The sequence below is a fragment of the Arcicella lustrica genome (assembly GCF_034930985.1).
Classification (GTDB): Bacteria; Bacteroidota; Bacteroidia; order Cytophagales; family Spirosomataceae; genus Arcicella; species Arcicella lustrica.
The window spans coordinates 66,077-82,040 of the sequence record NZ_JAYGIM010000014.1 but is presented as its reverse complement, the minus strand read 5'-3'; the positions used below and the strand labels follow the sequence as shown (position 1 = coordinate 82,040).

The 15,964-nt window shown below is 35.6% G+C and carries 11 protein-coding genes and 1 tRNA gene; 8 read left to right on the top strand and 4 right to left on the bottom strand.

All coding sequences use genetic code 11. The annotated features are described in order from the left end of the window. Positions 1-274 precede the first annotated feature (274 nt). Positions 275-2,158 (bottom strand): CocE/NonD family hydrolase, encoded by a 1,884-nt coding sequence (locus tag VB798_RS17910; RefSeq protein ID WP_323260826.1) that lies wholly within the window; start codon positions 2,156-2,158, stop codon positions 275-277. A 182-nt stretch (positions 2,159-2,340) separates the two neighbouring features. Here VB798_RS17910 and hisG point away from each other — a divergent pair, with 182 nt between their 5' ends. From hisG to VB798_RS17875, 7 genes are all read left to right on the top strand, one after another. Next, the gene (gene hisG / locus VB798_RS17905) at positions 2,341-3,201 is read left to right on the top strand and encodes an ATP phosphoribosyltransferase (RefSeq protein ID WP_323260823.1); all 861 of its coding nucleotides are present in this window, start codon (positions 2,341-2,343) and stop codon (positions 3,199-3,201) included. Positions 3,202-3,206: 5 nt separating this feature from the next. Then, entirely contained in the window at positions 3,207-4,463 is a 1,257-nt protein-coding gene (hisD, locus tag VB798_RS17900; protein WP_323260822.1) for a histidinol dehydrogenase, read from the top strand. Positions 4,464-4,475: 12 nt separating this feature from the next. After that, positions 4,476-5,531, top strand: coding sequence for a histidinol-phosphate transaminase (gene hisC, locus VB798_RS17895; protein ID WP_323260820.1), 1,056 nt, complete (start codon positions 4,476-4,478; stop codon positions 5,529-5,531). Between the two features lie 11 nt (positions 5,532-5,542). Then, positions 5,543-6,049 (top strand): hypothetical protein, encoded by a 507-nt coding sequence (locus VB798_RS17890; RefSeq protein WP_323260819.1) that lies wholly within the window; start codon positions 5,543-5,545, stop codon positions 6,047-6,049. Between the two features lie 60 nt (positions 6,050-6,109). Further along, positions 6,110-6,183 (top strand) — tRNA-Ala (locus VB798_RS17885). Between the two features lie 164 nt (positions 6,184-6,347). Further along, entirely contained in the window at positions 6,348-7,367 is a 1,020-nt protein-coding gene (locus tag VB798_RS17880; RefSeq protein WP_323260818.1) for a sensor histidine kinase, read from the top strand. A 74-nt stretch (positions 7,368-7,441) separates the two neighbouring features. Further along, positions 7,442-9,328 (top strand): CocE/NonD family hydrolase, encoded by a 1,887-nt coding sequence (locus VB798_RS17875; RefSeq protein ID WP_323260815.1) that lies wholly within the window; start codon positions 7,442-7,444, stop codon positions 9,326-9,328. A 90-nt stretch (positions 9,329-9,418) separates the two neighbouring features. On the opposite strand, the gene VB798_RS17870 is transcribed toward VB798_RS17875, so the two are convergent. The 3 genes from VB798_RS17870 to VB798_RS17860 form a co-directional block, all read right to left on the bottom strand. Continuing rightward, complete coding sequence (locus VB798_RS17870; RefSeq protein WP_323260813.1) at positions 9,419-10,597, bottom strand: TlpA disulfide reductase family protein; 1,179 nt, start codon at positions 10,595-10,597, stop codon at positions 9,419-9,421. A 198-nt stretch (positions 10,598-10,795) separates the two neighbouring features. After that, positions 10,796-11,182: a hypothetical protein gene (locus VB798_RS17865; protein WP_323260811.1), complete on the bottom strand. Its 387-nt coding sequence runs from the start codon at positions 11,180-11,182 to the stop codon at positions 10,796-10,798. Between the two features lie 44 nt (positions 11,183-11,226). After that, on the bottom strand, positions 11,227-11,685 hold the full coding sequence (locus VB798_RS17860; protein ID WP_323260809.1) for an Lrp/AsnC family transcriptional regulator: 459 nt from the start codon (positions 11,683-11,685) through the stop codon (positions 11,227-11,229). A gap of 355 nt (positions 11,686-12,040) precedes the next feature. Between VB798_RS17860 and metH the strand changes: the two genes are divergently transcribed. Further along, complete coding sequence (metH, locus tag VB798_RS17855) at positions 12,041-15,862, top strand: methionine synthase (RefSeq protein ID WP_323260807.1); 3,822 nt, start codon at positions 12,041-12,043, stop codon at positions 15,860-15,862. Positions 15,863-15,964: the final 102 nt, after the last annotated feature.

Sequence of the window (15,964 nt, the reverse complement as noted above, 5' to 3'; positions counted from 1 at the left end):
TTCTCCTACAGCCAATTATTTGATATATTTTGAGGATAAATTTTTGTCAAAGCACAATTTTATTATTACCTTTATTCTCAAATTATCAGATTGACTACAAGATATCAAGTAGTTTTATTTGGTTTTTAGTTTGTTGATGAAGTGTAATTCAAAAAAGCAGTCTTTGTAAGTCTGCTTTTTTTGTTTTCAGTCCTTACCAATAAAAAGCCGTAGTATTTCAGGAATACTACGGCTTTTTACTTTGAGTACTTATACTTATTTGAAGTTTTAAAAATTACTCCAAAATTCCCACTTTTAAATAACTTGCTGCTGATTTTTGATGGTAAACTTTCTGAGTAGCTTTTTGATAATCCTTTTCTTCAGCTTTAAAAATATCCATAAACTTTTGCGGATTTCTGTCGGCAAAAGGAAAGCACGAACTCTGAATTTGCACCATCATCTTATGCCCTTTCTTAAATGTGTGTAAAACATCTTGTAATTCCACATTTAAACTTGTTACTTGATTAGGCACAAAAGGTTTTGGCTTTGAAATATCATCACGATATTTTCCTCTGAAAATTTCAGAACGTACCAATTGCTGATAATTTCCATAAATTACTCCAGGTCTTTTAGGATGTTCTGGAGCGTCGGCTGGATAAACATCAATTACTTTCACCACCCAATCTGCATCCGTTCCAGAAGTCGCCACTTTTAACATCGCTTTTATTTCTCCAGACAGTGTGAGGTCTTTTTCTAAAACATCTGTTGAAAACGACAAAACATCTGGACGAGTATAAGCAAATCGTTGGTCTTCAACCATATAATCTGCCGAAAACCCATCATTGATTTTAGAAGAAAAAGGAACTGGTCGATTTGGGTCTGAAACATAATCAGAGAACGATTTTTCGTTTGTTGGTGCAGTAAACGATAATTTACCATTTGAATGAAAATATAAATTTTTCTCTTGTGTACCTTTTGCTGGATAAGTATCAAATGAACGCCATTTGTTTGTTCCAGTTTCAAAAAGAGTTGCTTCTGGTAAATCGAGTGGTTTTGAATCATCAATTAAATAATGGTGAAAAAATTTAGCTTCAATATTTTCTTGATAATATGGTGATACTTTTGAGCCAAAATCTACATCAGCAAGCATTTGTCCAGACGAACCAGCCCAACCTCCATGAACCCAAGGACCAACTACAAAAATATTTTTGATGTTAGGATTCTGTTTTTCGATAGCTTTATAAGTATTGAACGTTCCATATAAATCTTGTTCGTCATACCAGCCACCAACTACCATCACAGCGTGTTTAATGCCTTTTAAGTGTGGCAAAATATTTCTTTTCTTCCAATGTTCATCATAACTTGGATGTTCAAAATTGTCATGATAATAAACGTTTCTTCCTTTATAAAAACCGTCTTCTGAATTTTTGGTTGTTTTTACTTCGTTCAAATAAAAATCATATCCATCAGGGTTATTGTTTTCAAAATATGCTGGCGGACGAGTAATTGTTGGTTTGGTTTGTTCCTGAAAGAAATTATAAAAACCAAAATTGGCTGCAATCATAAATGCTCCGTTATGAAAAGCATCATCTCGCCAAAGGTCTGCCATTGGTGCTTGTGGTGAAGAAGCTTTCAGGGCTGGATGTTCTGACACGGCACCAGCAGAAGTAAAAAAGCCAGGATACGAAATTCCCCATTGACCCACTTTCCCACTATTGTTATTGATGTTTTTTGTCAGCCAATCAATCGTATCATAAGTATCTGTAGATTCGTCAATATCAGTTTTAGCTTTCTTTATATCAAGATGAGGCGTCATTTCTACGAATTTTCCTTCCGAAGCCCATCTTCCTCTTACATCTTGGTAAACAACGATGTAATTACTTCTCAACATAAACGGGTTTGGGCCAATTCTCTTTTTGTATTTATCCGTTCCATACGGCGAGCAAGTATAAGGCGTTCTTTGCATTAAGATGGGATACTTTTTACTTTGGTCTTTCGGGGCGTAAACTTGTGTAAAAAGCTTGATTCCGTCACGCATTTGAACCATAAACTCCATTTTCTGATAGTTTTCACGAATGTAAGCGCTGTCTTGAGCGACTGAAAATGGATAAGGAGATTCCGTTTTTTGGGCATAACTACAAACAGGTATTAGAAGTAGCCACAAGAAAAGTTTTTTCATAATTGATTTTGTTGATTAAGGAAATATCAAGGATTTATTGACAATTTACATAAAAGCCGTCAAAACCTAAATTGGATTGCGTAATTTTGCAGTCCGCTAACAATTTACCTAATTAGACAAAAACAATCGTAATTAATCATTTTTAGGAAATGTTAGTATTGTGGACTATAAATAACTGACAAGTGACTCAAAATTTAAGAATTGCCGTTCAGAAATCTGGACGCTTAAGTGAGGATTCCCTCAATCTTTTTAAGGAATGCGGAATCAAGTTTGATAATGGAGCAGGAAAGTTAAAAGCAACTTCTTCAAACTTCCCAGCAGAATTTTTGTTTCTTAGAGACGACGATATCCCCGGCTATGTAGAAGATGGCGTTGCGGATATTGGTATTGTCGGACAAAATGTTCATGTGGAAAGCAATAAAAACGTTTCAGAAGTGAAATTGTTGGGCTTTTCAAAATGCCGTTTATCAATTGCTATTCCAAGAAGTGATGTTTATAATGGCATTGAAGATTTGCAAGGAAAAGACATTGCTACTTCATATCCAATCATTTTAGGAAATTACCTAAAGGATAATGGCGTTACTTCTCATATTCATGAAATTTCTGGTTCAGTTGAAATTGCACCAAGTATTGGTTTAGCTCATGCTGTTTGTGATATTGTTTCGTCTGGCGGTACTTTATTGAGCAACGGTCTGAAAGAAGTAGAAGTAATTTTCCGTTCGGAAGCGATTATGATTGGTTGTCCAACCATGTCAGCTGAAAAACAAGATATTCTTAATCAGATTTTGTTTAGAATTGATGCTGTCCAAAGAGCAAAAAACAATAAGTATGTTGTATTGAACACAAAAAATGAAAACATTCAAGCAATCAGCAAATTATTGCCGGGAATGCAATCACCATCTGTAATTCCTTTGGCGCAAGAAGGCTGGTCGGCGATGAGTTCAGTAATTAACGAAAATGACTTTTGGCAAAATATCGAAAAACTACGTGAAGCAGGCGCTGAAGGTATTTTAGTAATGCCAATTGAAAAAATGATTTATTAGTTTCTATGAAAATTATAAAATATCCCAAACAATCCGATTATCAAGCCTTATTGACACGCCCTACACAGGATATTGCTGTGATTGAACAGCGTGTAGCACCCATCTTGTACAGAGTAAAAACAGAAGGCGATATCGCCCTTCGTGATTTTGCTTTGATCTTCGATAAAGTCCATTTAGAATCTATTGAAATGCCTTCTACAGAAATTGAAAAGGCAGCCTCATTGCTTTCTGATGATTTGAAGCAAGCGATTCATCAAGCTTACAAGAACATTCATAAATTTCATGAAGCTCAAAAGAGTACTCCTGAAAAGATTGAAACGATGGCGGGTGTTACTTGCTGGCGCAAGACTGTCGGAATTGATAAAGTTGGGGTATATATTCCGGGTGGCACAGCACCTTTATTTTCAACTGTATTAATGTTGGGCATTCCAGCACAAATTGCAGGTTGTAGAGAAATTGTTTTGTGTACGCCATCAAACCATCCAGCAATTCTGTATGCAGCTTCACTTTGTGGAATTACTAAAGTTTATAGAATTGGCGGTGCGCAAGCCATTGCAGCGATGGCTTATGGCACAGAAACTGTTCCACAAGTATATAAAATTTTTGGTCCAGGAAACCAATATGTTACTGCTGCCAAAATGTTGGTCAATAAAGAAGGAATTGCGATTGATATGCCTGCTGGACCTTCGGAAGTAGCCGTTTATGCGGATGATTCTGCCAATCCAGCTTTTGTGGCAGCAGATTTATTATCACAAGCAGAGCATGGTGTTGACTCGCAAGTATTATTGGTTTCAACTTCGGAAAAAATAATTGAAGCAGTAAACGAAGAGCTTACTAAACAATTAGCTGTTTTGCCAAGAGCAGATTTTGCTTCAAAAGCCCTTGAAAATAGTCAAGCTATTTTGGTAGAAAATCAGGAAATAGCTTTAGCACTTTTGAATGATTACGCTGCTGAACACTTGATTCTATCAATAGAAAATGCGGAAGAAGTATCAGAAAAAATTTATCAAGCAGGTTCAATTTTCTTAGGAAATTACACACCAGAATCTGCTGGTGATTATGCCTCAGGTACAAACCATACTTTGCCAACTAATGGTTATGCAAGAGCTTATTCTGGCGTAAGTTTAGATAGCTTCGTGAAGAAAATAACAGTTCAGCATATTACCAAAGAAGGCATTCAAAACCTCGGAAAAACAATTATTGAAATGGCAGAAGCAGAGTCTTTAGATGCTCATGCTAATGCAGTGAAAATTAGAATGTAAATTATTTAAATTATGACTTTCAACTTACAAAGTATCGTTCGTAAACATATTCTTAGTCTTGCTCCTTACTCTTCTGCTCGTGATGAATATACCGGTAAAGAAGGAGTTTTTTTAGATGCAAATGAAAACCCAATTGGTTCAGCAACGCCAGAAAACTGGAACAGGTACCCAGATCCATATCAAGCTGCAATCAAAGAAAAAATTGCACCCATAAAAGGTTGTTGCCCAACGCAAATTTTCTTAGGAAATGGTTCTGACGAACCCATTGATTTAATTATCAGATTGACTTGCGAACCTAAAGAAGATAATATAATTATCCTTCCGCCAACTTACGGAATGTATGAAGTAAGTGCTTCGGTGAATAATGTTCAGGTTCAGAAGATTGATTTGACGGAAGATTATCAATTGGATGTTGATGCCATTATTGAAGCTATCAACCCAAAAACGAAATTGATTTTCATTTGTTCGCCGAACAACCCAACAGGTAATATTATCAATCGTGAAGCAATTTTAACAATCATTGATAATTTTGAGCATGGTTTGGTAATTATTGATGAAGCTTACAATGATTTTTCTGATGAGCCATCTTTCATTCCTGAATTAGATAATTTCCCGAATGTAATTGTACTTCAAACGTTCTCAAAAGCTTGGGGCTTAGCAGCTTTAAGATTAGGAATGGCTTTTGCAAATGAGGAGTTAATCAAGCTTTTGAATAAGATTAAATATCCATACAACATAAATGGGTTGACACAAAAACTATTAATTGAAAATATTGCTAATACTGATTTCGTTGTAAATTCCGTTAATACGCTGAACAATAACCGTAAGCTATTAGCAGAAGCATTATCTGAATTATCTATCGTCGAAAAGATTTTCCCATCGGATGCCAATTTCTTATTAGTGAAATTCCAAGATGCTAAAGCGGTTTTCGATTACTTAATTGAGCAAAAAACTATCGTTCGTGACCGCTCAAAAGTAAAACTTTGCGATAATTCTTTAAGAATTTCGGTTGGTACGGCAGAAGAAAATACTCATTTGATGAATCTACTGAAAGCTTACAAATCATAATCTTATTTCTTATGAAAAAAATTGCTTTTATCTGTTCTCTAATGCTATTTGGTTTCTCTGGGTTTTCGCAATACAAAACTTGGGCTGTTGGTGCAAAACTTGGCGACCCTTCAGGTTTATCTATTCGTCATTATTTAAGTAATGATAAAAATGCTTTAGAACTGAATGTAGGTGTTTATGGAGCACTTTGGGGATTGAGAAGTCCATATAGAGATGGACATTTTGATGGAGCAGGTCTTTCTTTTAGCGGAATTTATCTTTGGCATCAGCAATTGGGCAATTCTCCTCTAAGATGTTATTATGGTTTTGGTGGACAGATTACTTCTCGTTCATATATTTTAGCGAGTAAGCAAACAGCCAACACTGGAATTGGTGGCGTTGGACAAGCTGGACTAGAGTATGGAGTACCAGATTCACCTTTGTCAGTTTTTGGGGAATTAGGACTTTACATAGAACTTGTACCTGCTTTCTTTTACACGCATCCACAAGGTGGTTTAGGAGTAAGATACAATTTTTAAGAAATTACCCTCTTCAATTTTGCTTACTAGTTCATATTGGATACTTTTGTGAGTATTCTTGGGGGCTTAGCTCAGTTGGCTAGAGCGCTACGCTGGCAGCGTAGAGGTCATGGGTTCGAGCCCCATAGTCTCCACTAAAAACCTTTGTACAAGCTTGTACAAAGGTTTTTTTATGTTTTTTGGTATTAATCAGAAAAAAAGTTCATTTTTGTTTATAAAACATTAAAACCCTTTTACATCTGATTAAATATCATTTACGCTATTTTCATTTATGAATCTCAGACAAATATATTGGTTAATGCAAATTTCTAGTTGGTTACTCATCGCTTTAATGGCTTTGAAATACACTATACTAGAAGAATCGGGTTATAATCTTTCTATTCAATACTTTATTGCTGTATTTATATTTGGTCTTTTTACGACACATACCTACAAACTTATTGTTGATAAGTACAAACTTGATGATGCTTCGGTACAAGTTTTCCTTTTATTCCCATTGGTTGGTAATGTTATTTTAGGCTTCTTATTTTTTATATTGGATATTATATTTACCTCAAATGAAGTATTAAAAAGTGATTATAATAGCTTTGGCGATTATTTCAGTTTGTTTATTGACGATATTTGGGTAACTACTCCTTGGTTTTTCTTCTTTCATATTCTTAGATATGTTGCTCAAAAACAAACTATGAACGAGAAAATGATTTCGATGGAAAAGATGCTTATCAAATCGGAATTAGATGCCCTTAAAACACAATTACATCCTCATTTTTTTTTTAATGCCCTCAATAGTATCAAGGCTTTAATGATTATTGACCATCACGAAGCCCGTGAAGCAGTTGATCAGCTTTCAGATTTGTTGCGTTTGTCCCTCAACATTGGGGAATCACAAACTGTACGAGTTGAAGAAGAATTAAAATTAACAAAAGCTTATCTCTTTTTAGAAAAAATTAGGTTCGATAAAAGGTTGATGTATTATTTTGACATCGACGAAAAACTGAGTAATAAAATGATTATTCCTATTTCGTTGAGTACTCTTATTGAAAACGCTATCAAACATGGAATTGCTAAACTAAAAAATGGAGGAGAAGTAAAAGTGCGAATTTTTGAAGAAGATGAAAACTTAATGATGCAAGTAATCAATACTGGAAAGCTTGTTAAGCAAGATGATACAAAAAGACAAGATGGCGGCGGTATTGGTTTAGTGAATCTAAAAAAACGCTTAGAATTACAATATACAGGAGAAGCTTCCTTGAAAATTGAAGAAATTGAAGACAAAGTAGTTTCTACCATTATCATTCCTCTTGCTAGAACTTGGTAAACACAAATCATTACAAATACATTGTTTCCTTATTTTATATTGCATTTATACTCAACAAATATTCATCAAAAAACATGAAAAAATTATTACTGTTGTTAGCTCTTTGTAGCTTTTCTTTTTATAATCAAGCACAAAAGCTAACGGTTGCTCAACTCGACTCTGCCTTTGTTCGTGAAAACTATGTTAAGACGCAATACGAAATCGAAATGCGTGATGGCGTAAAACTCTTCACAAACGTTTATACGCCAAAGGATGCCTCAGCCAATAAAAAATACCCGATTATCCTCAAAAGAACTTGCTACAGCGTTGCTCCTTATGGTAAAGACCAATTACCCAATCTAATTTCGAACTCAAGATACTTGATGCGTGAGAAATTTATTTTTGTTGACCAAGATGTACGTGGACGCTGGATGTCGGAAGGTAATTTTACCAATATGACCCCACATATTTCAAATAAAAACAGCAATAAAGATATTGACGAAGCTTCTGACACTTATGATACCATTGATTGGCTGGTAAAAAACTTACCGAATAACAATGGAAATGTTGGTCAATTCGGTACTTCATATCCAGGTTTTTATACGATTGCGGGTGCTTTGTGTGGTCATCCAGCATTAAAAGCGGCTTCACCGCAAGCACCTATTGCAGATTTTTTCTTTGATGATTTTCATCATAATGGAGCCTTTACAATGGGCTATGGTTTAACATTTCCTGTATTTGGTGTACAGCATCCAAAACCAACTACTAATTCTTGGTATGATGAGCAATTTCCAAAAATCAAAACTTTTGATGGTTTCGAATGGTACAAAACGATGTCTCCTCTCAAAAATTTAGGAGAAAACTATACTAATAATTTCTTTTGGCAAGAACATGTAGAACATCCTAATTATGATGAATTCTGGCAAAAAAGAAATATCCTTCCACATCTAAAAAATATCAAGCATGCTCCTGCTTTCATGGTAGTTGGTGGTTGGTTTGATGCTGAGGATTTATATGGTCCATTGTCAATCTATAAAACACTTGAGAAAAATAATCCAAATATTTACAATTCAATTGTGATGGGTCCTTTTGGTCATGGTGATTGGTCTCGTGAACGTGGACATCACTTCCATTCAAATATTTACTTTGGTGATAGTATTGCTACACATTATCAGAAAAATATTGAATTGAAATTCTTCAAACATTTCTTGAAAGAAACGGGCGATGGCAACAGTAAATTAGCAGAAGCAACATTATTTGATACTGGCAAAAAAGAGTGGAAAGAATTTGCTGAATATCCTGTAAAGACGGCACAAAAAATAGACTTTTACTTGAATCCAAATGGGAAAATTGCAACAGGGACTCCAGCAAAAGGCTTTGCAGAATTTGTTTCTGACCCTTCAAAACCTGTTCCTTATACCGAAGACCCAAAACAAATTTTAGGATTTAGTCCAAGAAATTACATGAGTGAAGACCAACGTTTTGCTGGACGTAGAACAGATGTTTTGACTTTTGAAACAGATGTGTTAACAGAAGACATTACTTTGGGTGGAGAAATCATGGCGAAACTAAAAATTTCAACTACTGGAACTGATGCCGATTGGTTTGTGAAATTGGTGGATGTATATCCGGGTGATGAAAAGAATAGTCCTTACACGCCAGCACATATTACTTTGGGTGGTTATCAACAAATGGTAAGAAGTGAAATTATGCGTTCTCGTTTCAGAAATTCATTCAGCAAACCAGAGCCATTAATTGCCAACAAAGTAACAGACATCAATTTCCGTTTGCAAGATGTATTACATACATTCAAGAAAGGACATAAAATCATGATTCAGGTACAATCTACCGTATTTCCTTTATTCGACATCAACCCACAGAAATACGTAGAAAATATCTATAAAGCTAAAGAAAGTGATTTTCAAAAAGCGACTCACAGAGTATATGGTGATAGTAAGATTTCAGTAGAGGTTTTGAAATAGATTTTATGAAAGTCAAGAAAAAAGCGGTCGAAAATTAGTTTTCGACCGCTTTTTGTTGATTTTAAAATTCGGAAAAGACTCTATTACTTTTTATTTTCCTTTAGACTGTGCTTCGCTCTTTACATTACTTTGTTTGCTGAAAATTGACTCTAATTTCTTTCCTAAAGCTTCTCCTCTTAGATTTTTAGCAATGATTTTACCATCAGGGTCTAATAACAAATTTTGAGGAATGGCTTGAATACCGTAAAGTTTGGCTACTTCATTATCCCAATATTTTAAATCAGAAACATGTGTCCAAGTAAGTTGGTCGTCGTGAATGGCTTTTAACCATTTTTCTTTAGCATTAGGTTGGTCTAAAGAAACACCAATGATATGAAAACCTTGGTCTTTAAACTGGTTAAATACTTTTACAACATTCGGATTTTCTCTTCTACAAGGTCCACACCAGCTTGCCCAGAAGTCAATTAATAAATATTTACCTCTTAATGAAGATAATTTAACAGCTACACCCAAAGTATCGTTTTGTGTAAAATCTAAAGCTTCTCTGCCAATACCAGTAAGTTTTGCTGTTTCAATTTTAGCTTTAAATTCTACTCCAGCAGGAGAAGATTTAACAGTACTCGACAATAAATTAAAAAGCGGTTCTACTTTATCGACAAGCAATTCATAGCCTGTATATGTTTTTAAAGTATATAAAGCTATCGGAGAATTCGGGTTTTTCTTCAAATAACTTCCATAAACATTTTCTCTTTGTATTTCATCTAAAGAATCAATAGATGCTTCTACTTTATCAGCAGCTACTTTGTTTTTATTTTTATTGAACTCTGAATATTGCTTGTACAATACTTGTAATTGGCTTTCGTAAGGTTTTGAAGCCAGATTCAATTTCTCAAATTCAATATGAGATTTAGAACCTTTTACACTAACATTCGTAAATGAATCTACACTAGCCACATTAATAATACCCGGTTCGATAAAAACACTAGCAACGTTTCTTTGAGTAAGTCTAGCTTTTTTGTTTGCTGCATTTTTAGCAGAAAATTGTACTCTTACAGGTTCACTTAGGCTGATATTAAAGGCATATTGTCCATTCACTACATTGGCGCTATCTACTACTCTTTTACCATTAGCAGCATAATTTGCATAGATAATCGAAAGAGTGTCTTTGATGTTTTTAAGTGTTCCTTTTACTTGAACATTAGGTTTTACTTTTTGTGCATGAACAGCCATAGGGAGTGCAAGCAGAACGATTGCAAATAGTTTTTTCATTGAATAAGGATTTTTAGTTTGATAATTGATGGTTGACTCTCAACAAATATACGTAGTTGTAAAAAAAAATCCTATTGGTTCAATAGAGTAATTTGGAGTTTGTTATTTAACAGGAGAGAAATTAAAGTGTTAATGAATAGTCTCTGTTCTGCTCGTTAGAAGGCTTAGATGTTGGGATAGTATAAATAAGTTCTTGGGCTAATCGGTCAAAATTTGCCAATGCAGATACTTATATTCCCTTTGCGGATGCTCCAACACTAAATGCGTAAGCCAATATTCCTTTTGCGGATGCACTAATACTAAATGCGGGAGCCTATATTCTCTTTGCGGATGCTCTAATACTAAATGCGGAAACTTGTATTCTTTTTGCGGATGCTCTAATACTAAATGCGGGAGCTTGTATTCTTTTTGCGGATGCTCTAATACTAAATGCAGAAGCCTATATTCTCTTTGCGAATGCTCTAATACTAAATGCGGAAGCTTATATTCTTTTTGATAATTTGTATCGCAATTTTGTTGAATAATCAGTAAAAAACAGTAGCGGCAAACCCTTGCGGTTGCCGAATCGGGTGATTCAGGAACCAAAGGTTTGCCGCTGTTAAGGTGATTAGTTCAATCATCAATCAAACCTAAACCTTCAATTTAGTCTCCGCCTTAATTTCTGACATGACGAAAATACTGTGAGTACTGCCAATGTTTTCTAAAGAAGCCAATTTGTTCATTAAAAAACTTTGGTATTCACGCATATCGTGTACGATGATTTTGAGCATAAAATCATAATCGCCCGAAATATTGTAGCATTCTTGTACTTCATCTAGTTGAACAATTTCTTGTACAAATTTTGCTCCTGCTTCTTGAGCATGTTCTTTCAAACGGATGCTACAAAAAACCATTAAATCCTTTTCGATTTTCTCACGATTTACCAAAGCTACATAACCTTTAATAACGCCTTCTTTCTCAAGTCTTCGCACACGCTCATAAACGGGAGTAGGTGATAAATTAAGTCTTCCCGATAATTCTTTGGTTGTCAGATGAGCATCTTCCTGTAGATGTTTTAAGATTTCTCGATCGGTTGAGTCTAGTTTCATGTTGATGTGTTTTGTGGTTTAAGTATTTACTGAGATAATTTATCCCTATTCTTTTAAATTAAGCTTTGAATTTAATGAATATTATCCAATTGGCTATTTAAAAGTAGAAATTATATCCAAATTGACGAATTAAAGCAAATGAATTATCTTTTTGGGATAACTTTGTAGTTAATTTATGTTATTTGAATTAACACCAGTAATTTTGCAGTTTATTGTGCAAACTGTATCATTTAATTTCGTCGAATTAATAAGTAATCTTACTTTAAACGATGAAATATGAAAGGTGTTATTGCGAAAAGATTAATAAGTAAAAAAAGCTCAAAGCTAATTGCTTACAGCTAGCGCTAAAAAAGATATGAACAATCCCAATATAAGAGAAATCTTGAAAAACAGAATCCTTGTTCTTGACGGAGCGATGGGTTCATTGATTCAAGAGTATAAATTAAGTGATGCCGATTACAGAGGTGAAAAATTTCGTGATTTCCCGCATGAAGTAAAGGGAAATAACGATATGCTTTCTATCACAAAACCAGAAGTAATCAAAGAAATCCATGCGAAATACTTTGAAGCAGGTGCAGATATTGCAGAAACCAATACTTTTTCGGGAACGTCTATCGCTATGGCTGATTATCACATGGAAGATTATGTGTATGAATTAAACTATGAATCAGCGAAAATTGCTCGTGAAGTAGCAGATTTATATACGGCTAAAAATCCCAATAAACCACGTTTTGTAGCAGGTTCAATTGGACCAACGAACCGAACACTGTCGCTTTCACCAGATGTAAACGACCCCGGTTATCGTGCCGTCACTTTTGATGAATTGGTAGATGCTTATTATGAACAAATACAAGGTTTGGTAGATGGCGGTGCTGATGTATTATTGGTTGAAACCATTTTCGATACTTTGAATGCAAAAGCAGCTTTGTATGCGATAGATTTATATCAGAATGATAAAAAGAATGGAACGATTCGCCCGATACAAAGTACTTCAATTCCCAAGCAAAATAACCCTAAAGCAGTATTAGCTAATCCAACGACCAAAATACCAGTGATGGTTTCTGGAACAATTACAGATGCTTCTGGACGTACTTTATCTGGACAAACCACTGAGGCTTTCTTGGCTTCGGTTTCGCATATTGATTTACTTTCTGTGGGTTTGAACTGTGCTTTAGGAGCAGATTTAATGCGTCCTTATGTACAGATTTTAGCTGATAAAGCGCCATTTATGGTGTCGGCTCACCCCAATGCAGGTTTGCCAAATGAAATGGGAGAGTACGACCAATCGCCAGAAGAAATGGCTGTGATTGTCGAAGATTTTCTTCAACATGGTTTTATGAATATCATTGGCGGATGTTGCGGAACTACGCCTGCACACATCAGAGCCATTGCTGAAGTAGCAGCAAAATATCCTCCACGTCAATTACCAGAAGTACATAATCATCAAATAATCTCTGGTTTAGAACCTTTGATTATTAAAGAAGATACCATGTTTGTCAACATTGGCGAGCGTTGTAACGTAACAGGTTCAAAAAAATTCGCTCGTTTGATTCGTGAAGGAAAATACGACGATGCCATTGCCGTAGCTCGTGAACAAGTAGATGGCGGGGCGCAAGTAATCGACGTAAACTTGGATGAAGGGATGATTGATGGCGTTGAAGCCATGAAAACCTTCTTGAATTTGTTGATGGCAGAACCAGACATTGCCAAATTGCCGATTATGATTGACTCCTCGAAATGGGAAGTAATCGAAGCAGGGTTGAAATGCGTTCAAGGGAAATCTATCGTAAACTCAATTTCCTTAAAAGAAGGAGAAACAAAATTCAGAGAATCGGCTGAGAAAGTAAAACGCTATGGAGCCTCGGCAGTAGTAATGGCTTTTGATGAACAAGGTCAGGCAGATTCTTATGAAAGACGTATAGAAATTTGTAAACGTGCTTATGATATTTTGGTGGATGAAGTAGGCTTCCCTGCGGAGGACATCATTTTTGACCCTAATATTCTTACGGTAGCCACAGGTTTGGAAGAGCATAATAATTATGCTGTTGACTTTATCAATGCTACTAGTTGGATAAAAGAAAATCTTCCATTCGCCAAAGTATCGGGTGGGGTTTCTAATATTTCATTCTCTTTCCGAGGCAATGAACCAGTTCGTGAAGCGATGCACACGGTCTTTTTATACTATGCCATTAAAGCGGGAATGGATATGGGAATCGTAAACGCTGGTCAGTTAGGCGTTTATGACGACATTCCAAAAGATATGTTGGAGCTTTGCGAAGATGTATTATTGAATCGTAGAGATGATGCAACTGAGCGTTTAGTAACTTTTGCTGAAACCGTAAAATCAAAAGGGAAAGAACAAGTAATTGATAATGCTTGGAGAGATTTACCTGTATCGAAACGTTTGGAACACGCTTTGATAAAAGGTTTGACAGAATTTATCGACCAAGATGTTGAGGAGGCTCGTCAGCAAGTAGAAAAACCATTACACGTAATTGAAGGGCCATTAATGGACGGTATGAACGTAGTAGGGGATTTGTTTGGAGAAGGAAAAATGTTCTTGCCACAAGTAGTAAAATCTGCTCGTGTGATGAAAAAAGCCGTAGCATACTTGTTGCCATACATTGAAGCAGAAAAACAAGTAGGTGAAAGTTCTTCGGCAGGTAAAATTTTGTTGGCAACGGTAAAAGGCGATGTGCATGATATTGGTAAAAATATTGTAGGCGTAGTGCTGGGTTGTAATAATTACGAAATCATTGATTTGGGCGTAATGGTACCAACACCTAAGATTTTGGAAGAAGCCAAAAAACATAATGTGGATATTATCGGACTTTCGGGTTTGATTACGCCTTCATTGGATGAAATGGTGGGAGTTGCCAAGGAAATGGAGCGTCAAGGTTTTAAATTGCCTTTGTTGATTGGTGGAGCAACTACTTCAAGAATTCATACGGCTGTAAAAATCGACCCACATTATTCAGGCCCAGTCATTCACGTGTTAGATGCTTCTAAAAGTGTGCCTGTGGCAGGTAGATTGATGCAGAGTGACCAAACAAAAGAAGAGATTTTTGATGAAATTAAAGCACAGTATGCTCAGATGAGAGTTGACCATGCGGGTCGTCAAAAAGATAAAAACTATGTGCCAATTGAAAAGGCAAGATTGAATAAAGATAAAATTGATTGGACTAATTTCAAAGGGAAAAAGCCTATTTTCTTAGGAAATCGTTATTTCGATAATTACGATTTAGCCGAAATTGCCAAATATATCGACTGGACTCCATTCTTCTCTACTTGGCAATTGTCTGGAAAGTATCCAAAGATTTTTGATAATGAAGTAGTAGGAGCAGAGGCACGTAAGTTATTCAATGATGCTCAAGCTTTATTGAAAGAAATCATTGATAATAAATTATTGACGGCTCGTGCGGTGGTTGGTTTTTATCCTGCTAATTCAAATGAAGATGATATAATACTTTCTGATTTTGAAGAAGTAAGCAGAGAAATTCCTTGTGAAAAACATGGCGTTCATATTCATACAGAATATCGTGTAACAAAAAATGAAGAAAACCCAAAAGTACTTCATAATCTTCGTCAGCAAGGACAAAAAGCTTCACATTTGCCAAACCTTTGCTTGAGTGACTTTATCGCACCAGTAACAACTGGAGAACAGGATTATATCGGAGCTTTTGCTGTTACTGCTGGGATTGGCATTGAAGCCTTAATCGAAAAGTACGACCGTAATCATGATGACTATAATTCTATCATGGTGAAAGCCCTTGCTGACCGTTTGGCAGAAGCATTTGCAGAATTGATGCACGAGCGTACTCGTAAAGAGTTCTGGGGATATTCAAATGAAGGAAATTTAAGTACAGAAGATTTGATTTCAGAGAAGTATGATGGTATTCGTCCAGCACCTGGTTATCCAGCTTGTCCAGATCATACCGAAAAAGCAACTTTGTTTGAATTATTACAAGCTGAAGAAAAATTGGGAATTATTCTTACCGAAAGCTTTGCGATGTATCCAGCGAGTTCAGTAAGTGGATGGTATTTCTCGCATCCAGATAGTAAATACTTCGGATTAGGTAAAATCGCTAAAGACCAAGTAATCGACTATGCCAAACGAAAAAACATGAGTTTGGAAGATACAGAAAGATGGTTAGCCCCAGTTTTGAATTATGATTAAGTACTTCGAGATTCCATCCCGAAGATTGCAATATAAAAAGCCCTCTTACCATTTTGGCAAGAGGGCTTTTTTATGCTACAAGTTGAAGTAAAACAAAAAAGC

Excerpts from the sequence above, each read along its gene's own strand:
- VB798_RS17910 (WP_323260826.1), bottom strand. The coding sequence starts at position 2,158 with ATGAAAAAACTTTTCTTGTGGCTACTTCTAATACCTGTTTGTAGTTAT.
- hisD (WP_323260822.1), top strand. The coding sequence starts at position 3,207 with ATGAAAATTATAAAATATCCCAAACAATCCGATTATCAAGCCTTATTG.
- hisC (WP_323260820.1), top strand. The coding sequence starts at position 4,476 with ATGACTTTCAACTTACAAAGTATCGTTCGTAAACATATTCTTAGTCTT.
- VB798_RS17890 (WP_323260819.1), top strand. The coding sequence starts at position 5,543 with ATGAAAAAAATTGCTTTTATCTGTTCTCTAATGCTATTTGGTTTCTCT.
- VB798_RS17880 (WP_323260818.1), top strand. The coding sequence starts at position 6,348 with ATGCAAATTTCTAGTTGGTTACTCATCGCTTTAATGGCTTTGAAATAC.
- VB798_RS17875 (WP_323260815.1), top strand. The coding sequence starts at position 7,442 with ATGAAAAAATTATTACTGTTGTTAGCTCTTTGTAGCTTTTCTTTTTAT.
- VB798_RS17870 (WP_323260813.1), bottom strand. The coding sequence starts at position 10,597 with ATGAAAAAACTATTTGCAATCGTTCTGCTTGCACTCCCTATGGCTGTT.
- VB798_RS17860 (WP_323260809.1), bottom strand. The coding sequence starts at position 11,685 with ATGAAACTAGACTCAACCGATCGAGAAATCTTAAAACATCTACAGGAA.
- metH (WP_323260807.1), top strand. The coding sequence starts at position 12,041 with ATGAACAATCCCAATATAAGAGAAATCTTGAAAAACAGAATCCTTGTT.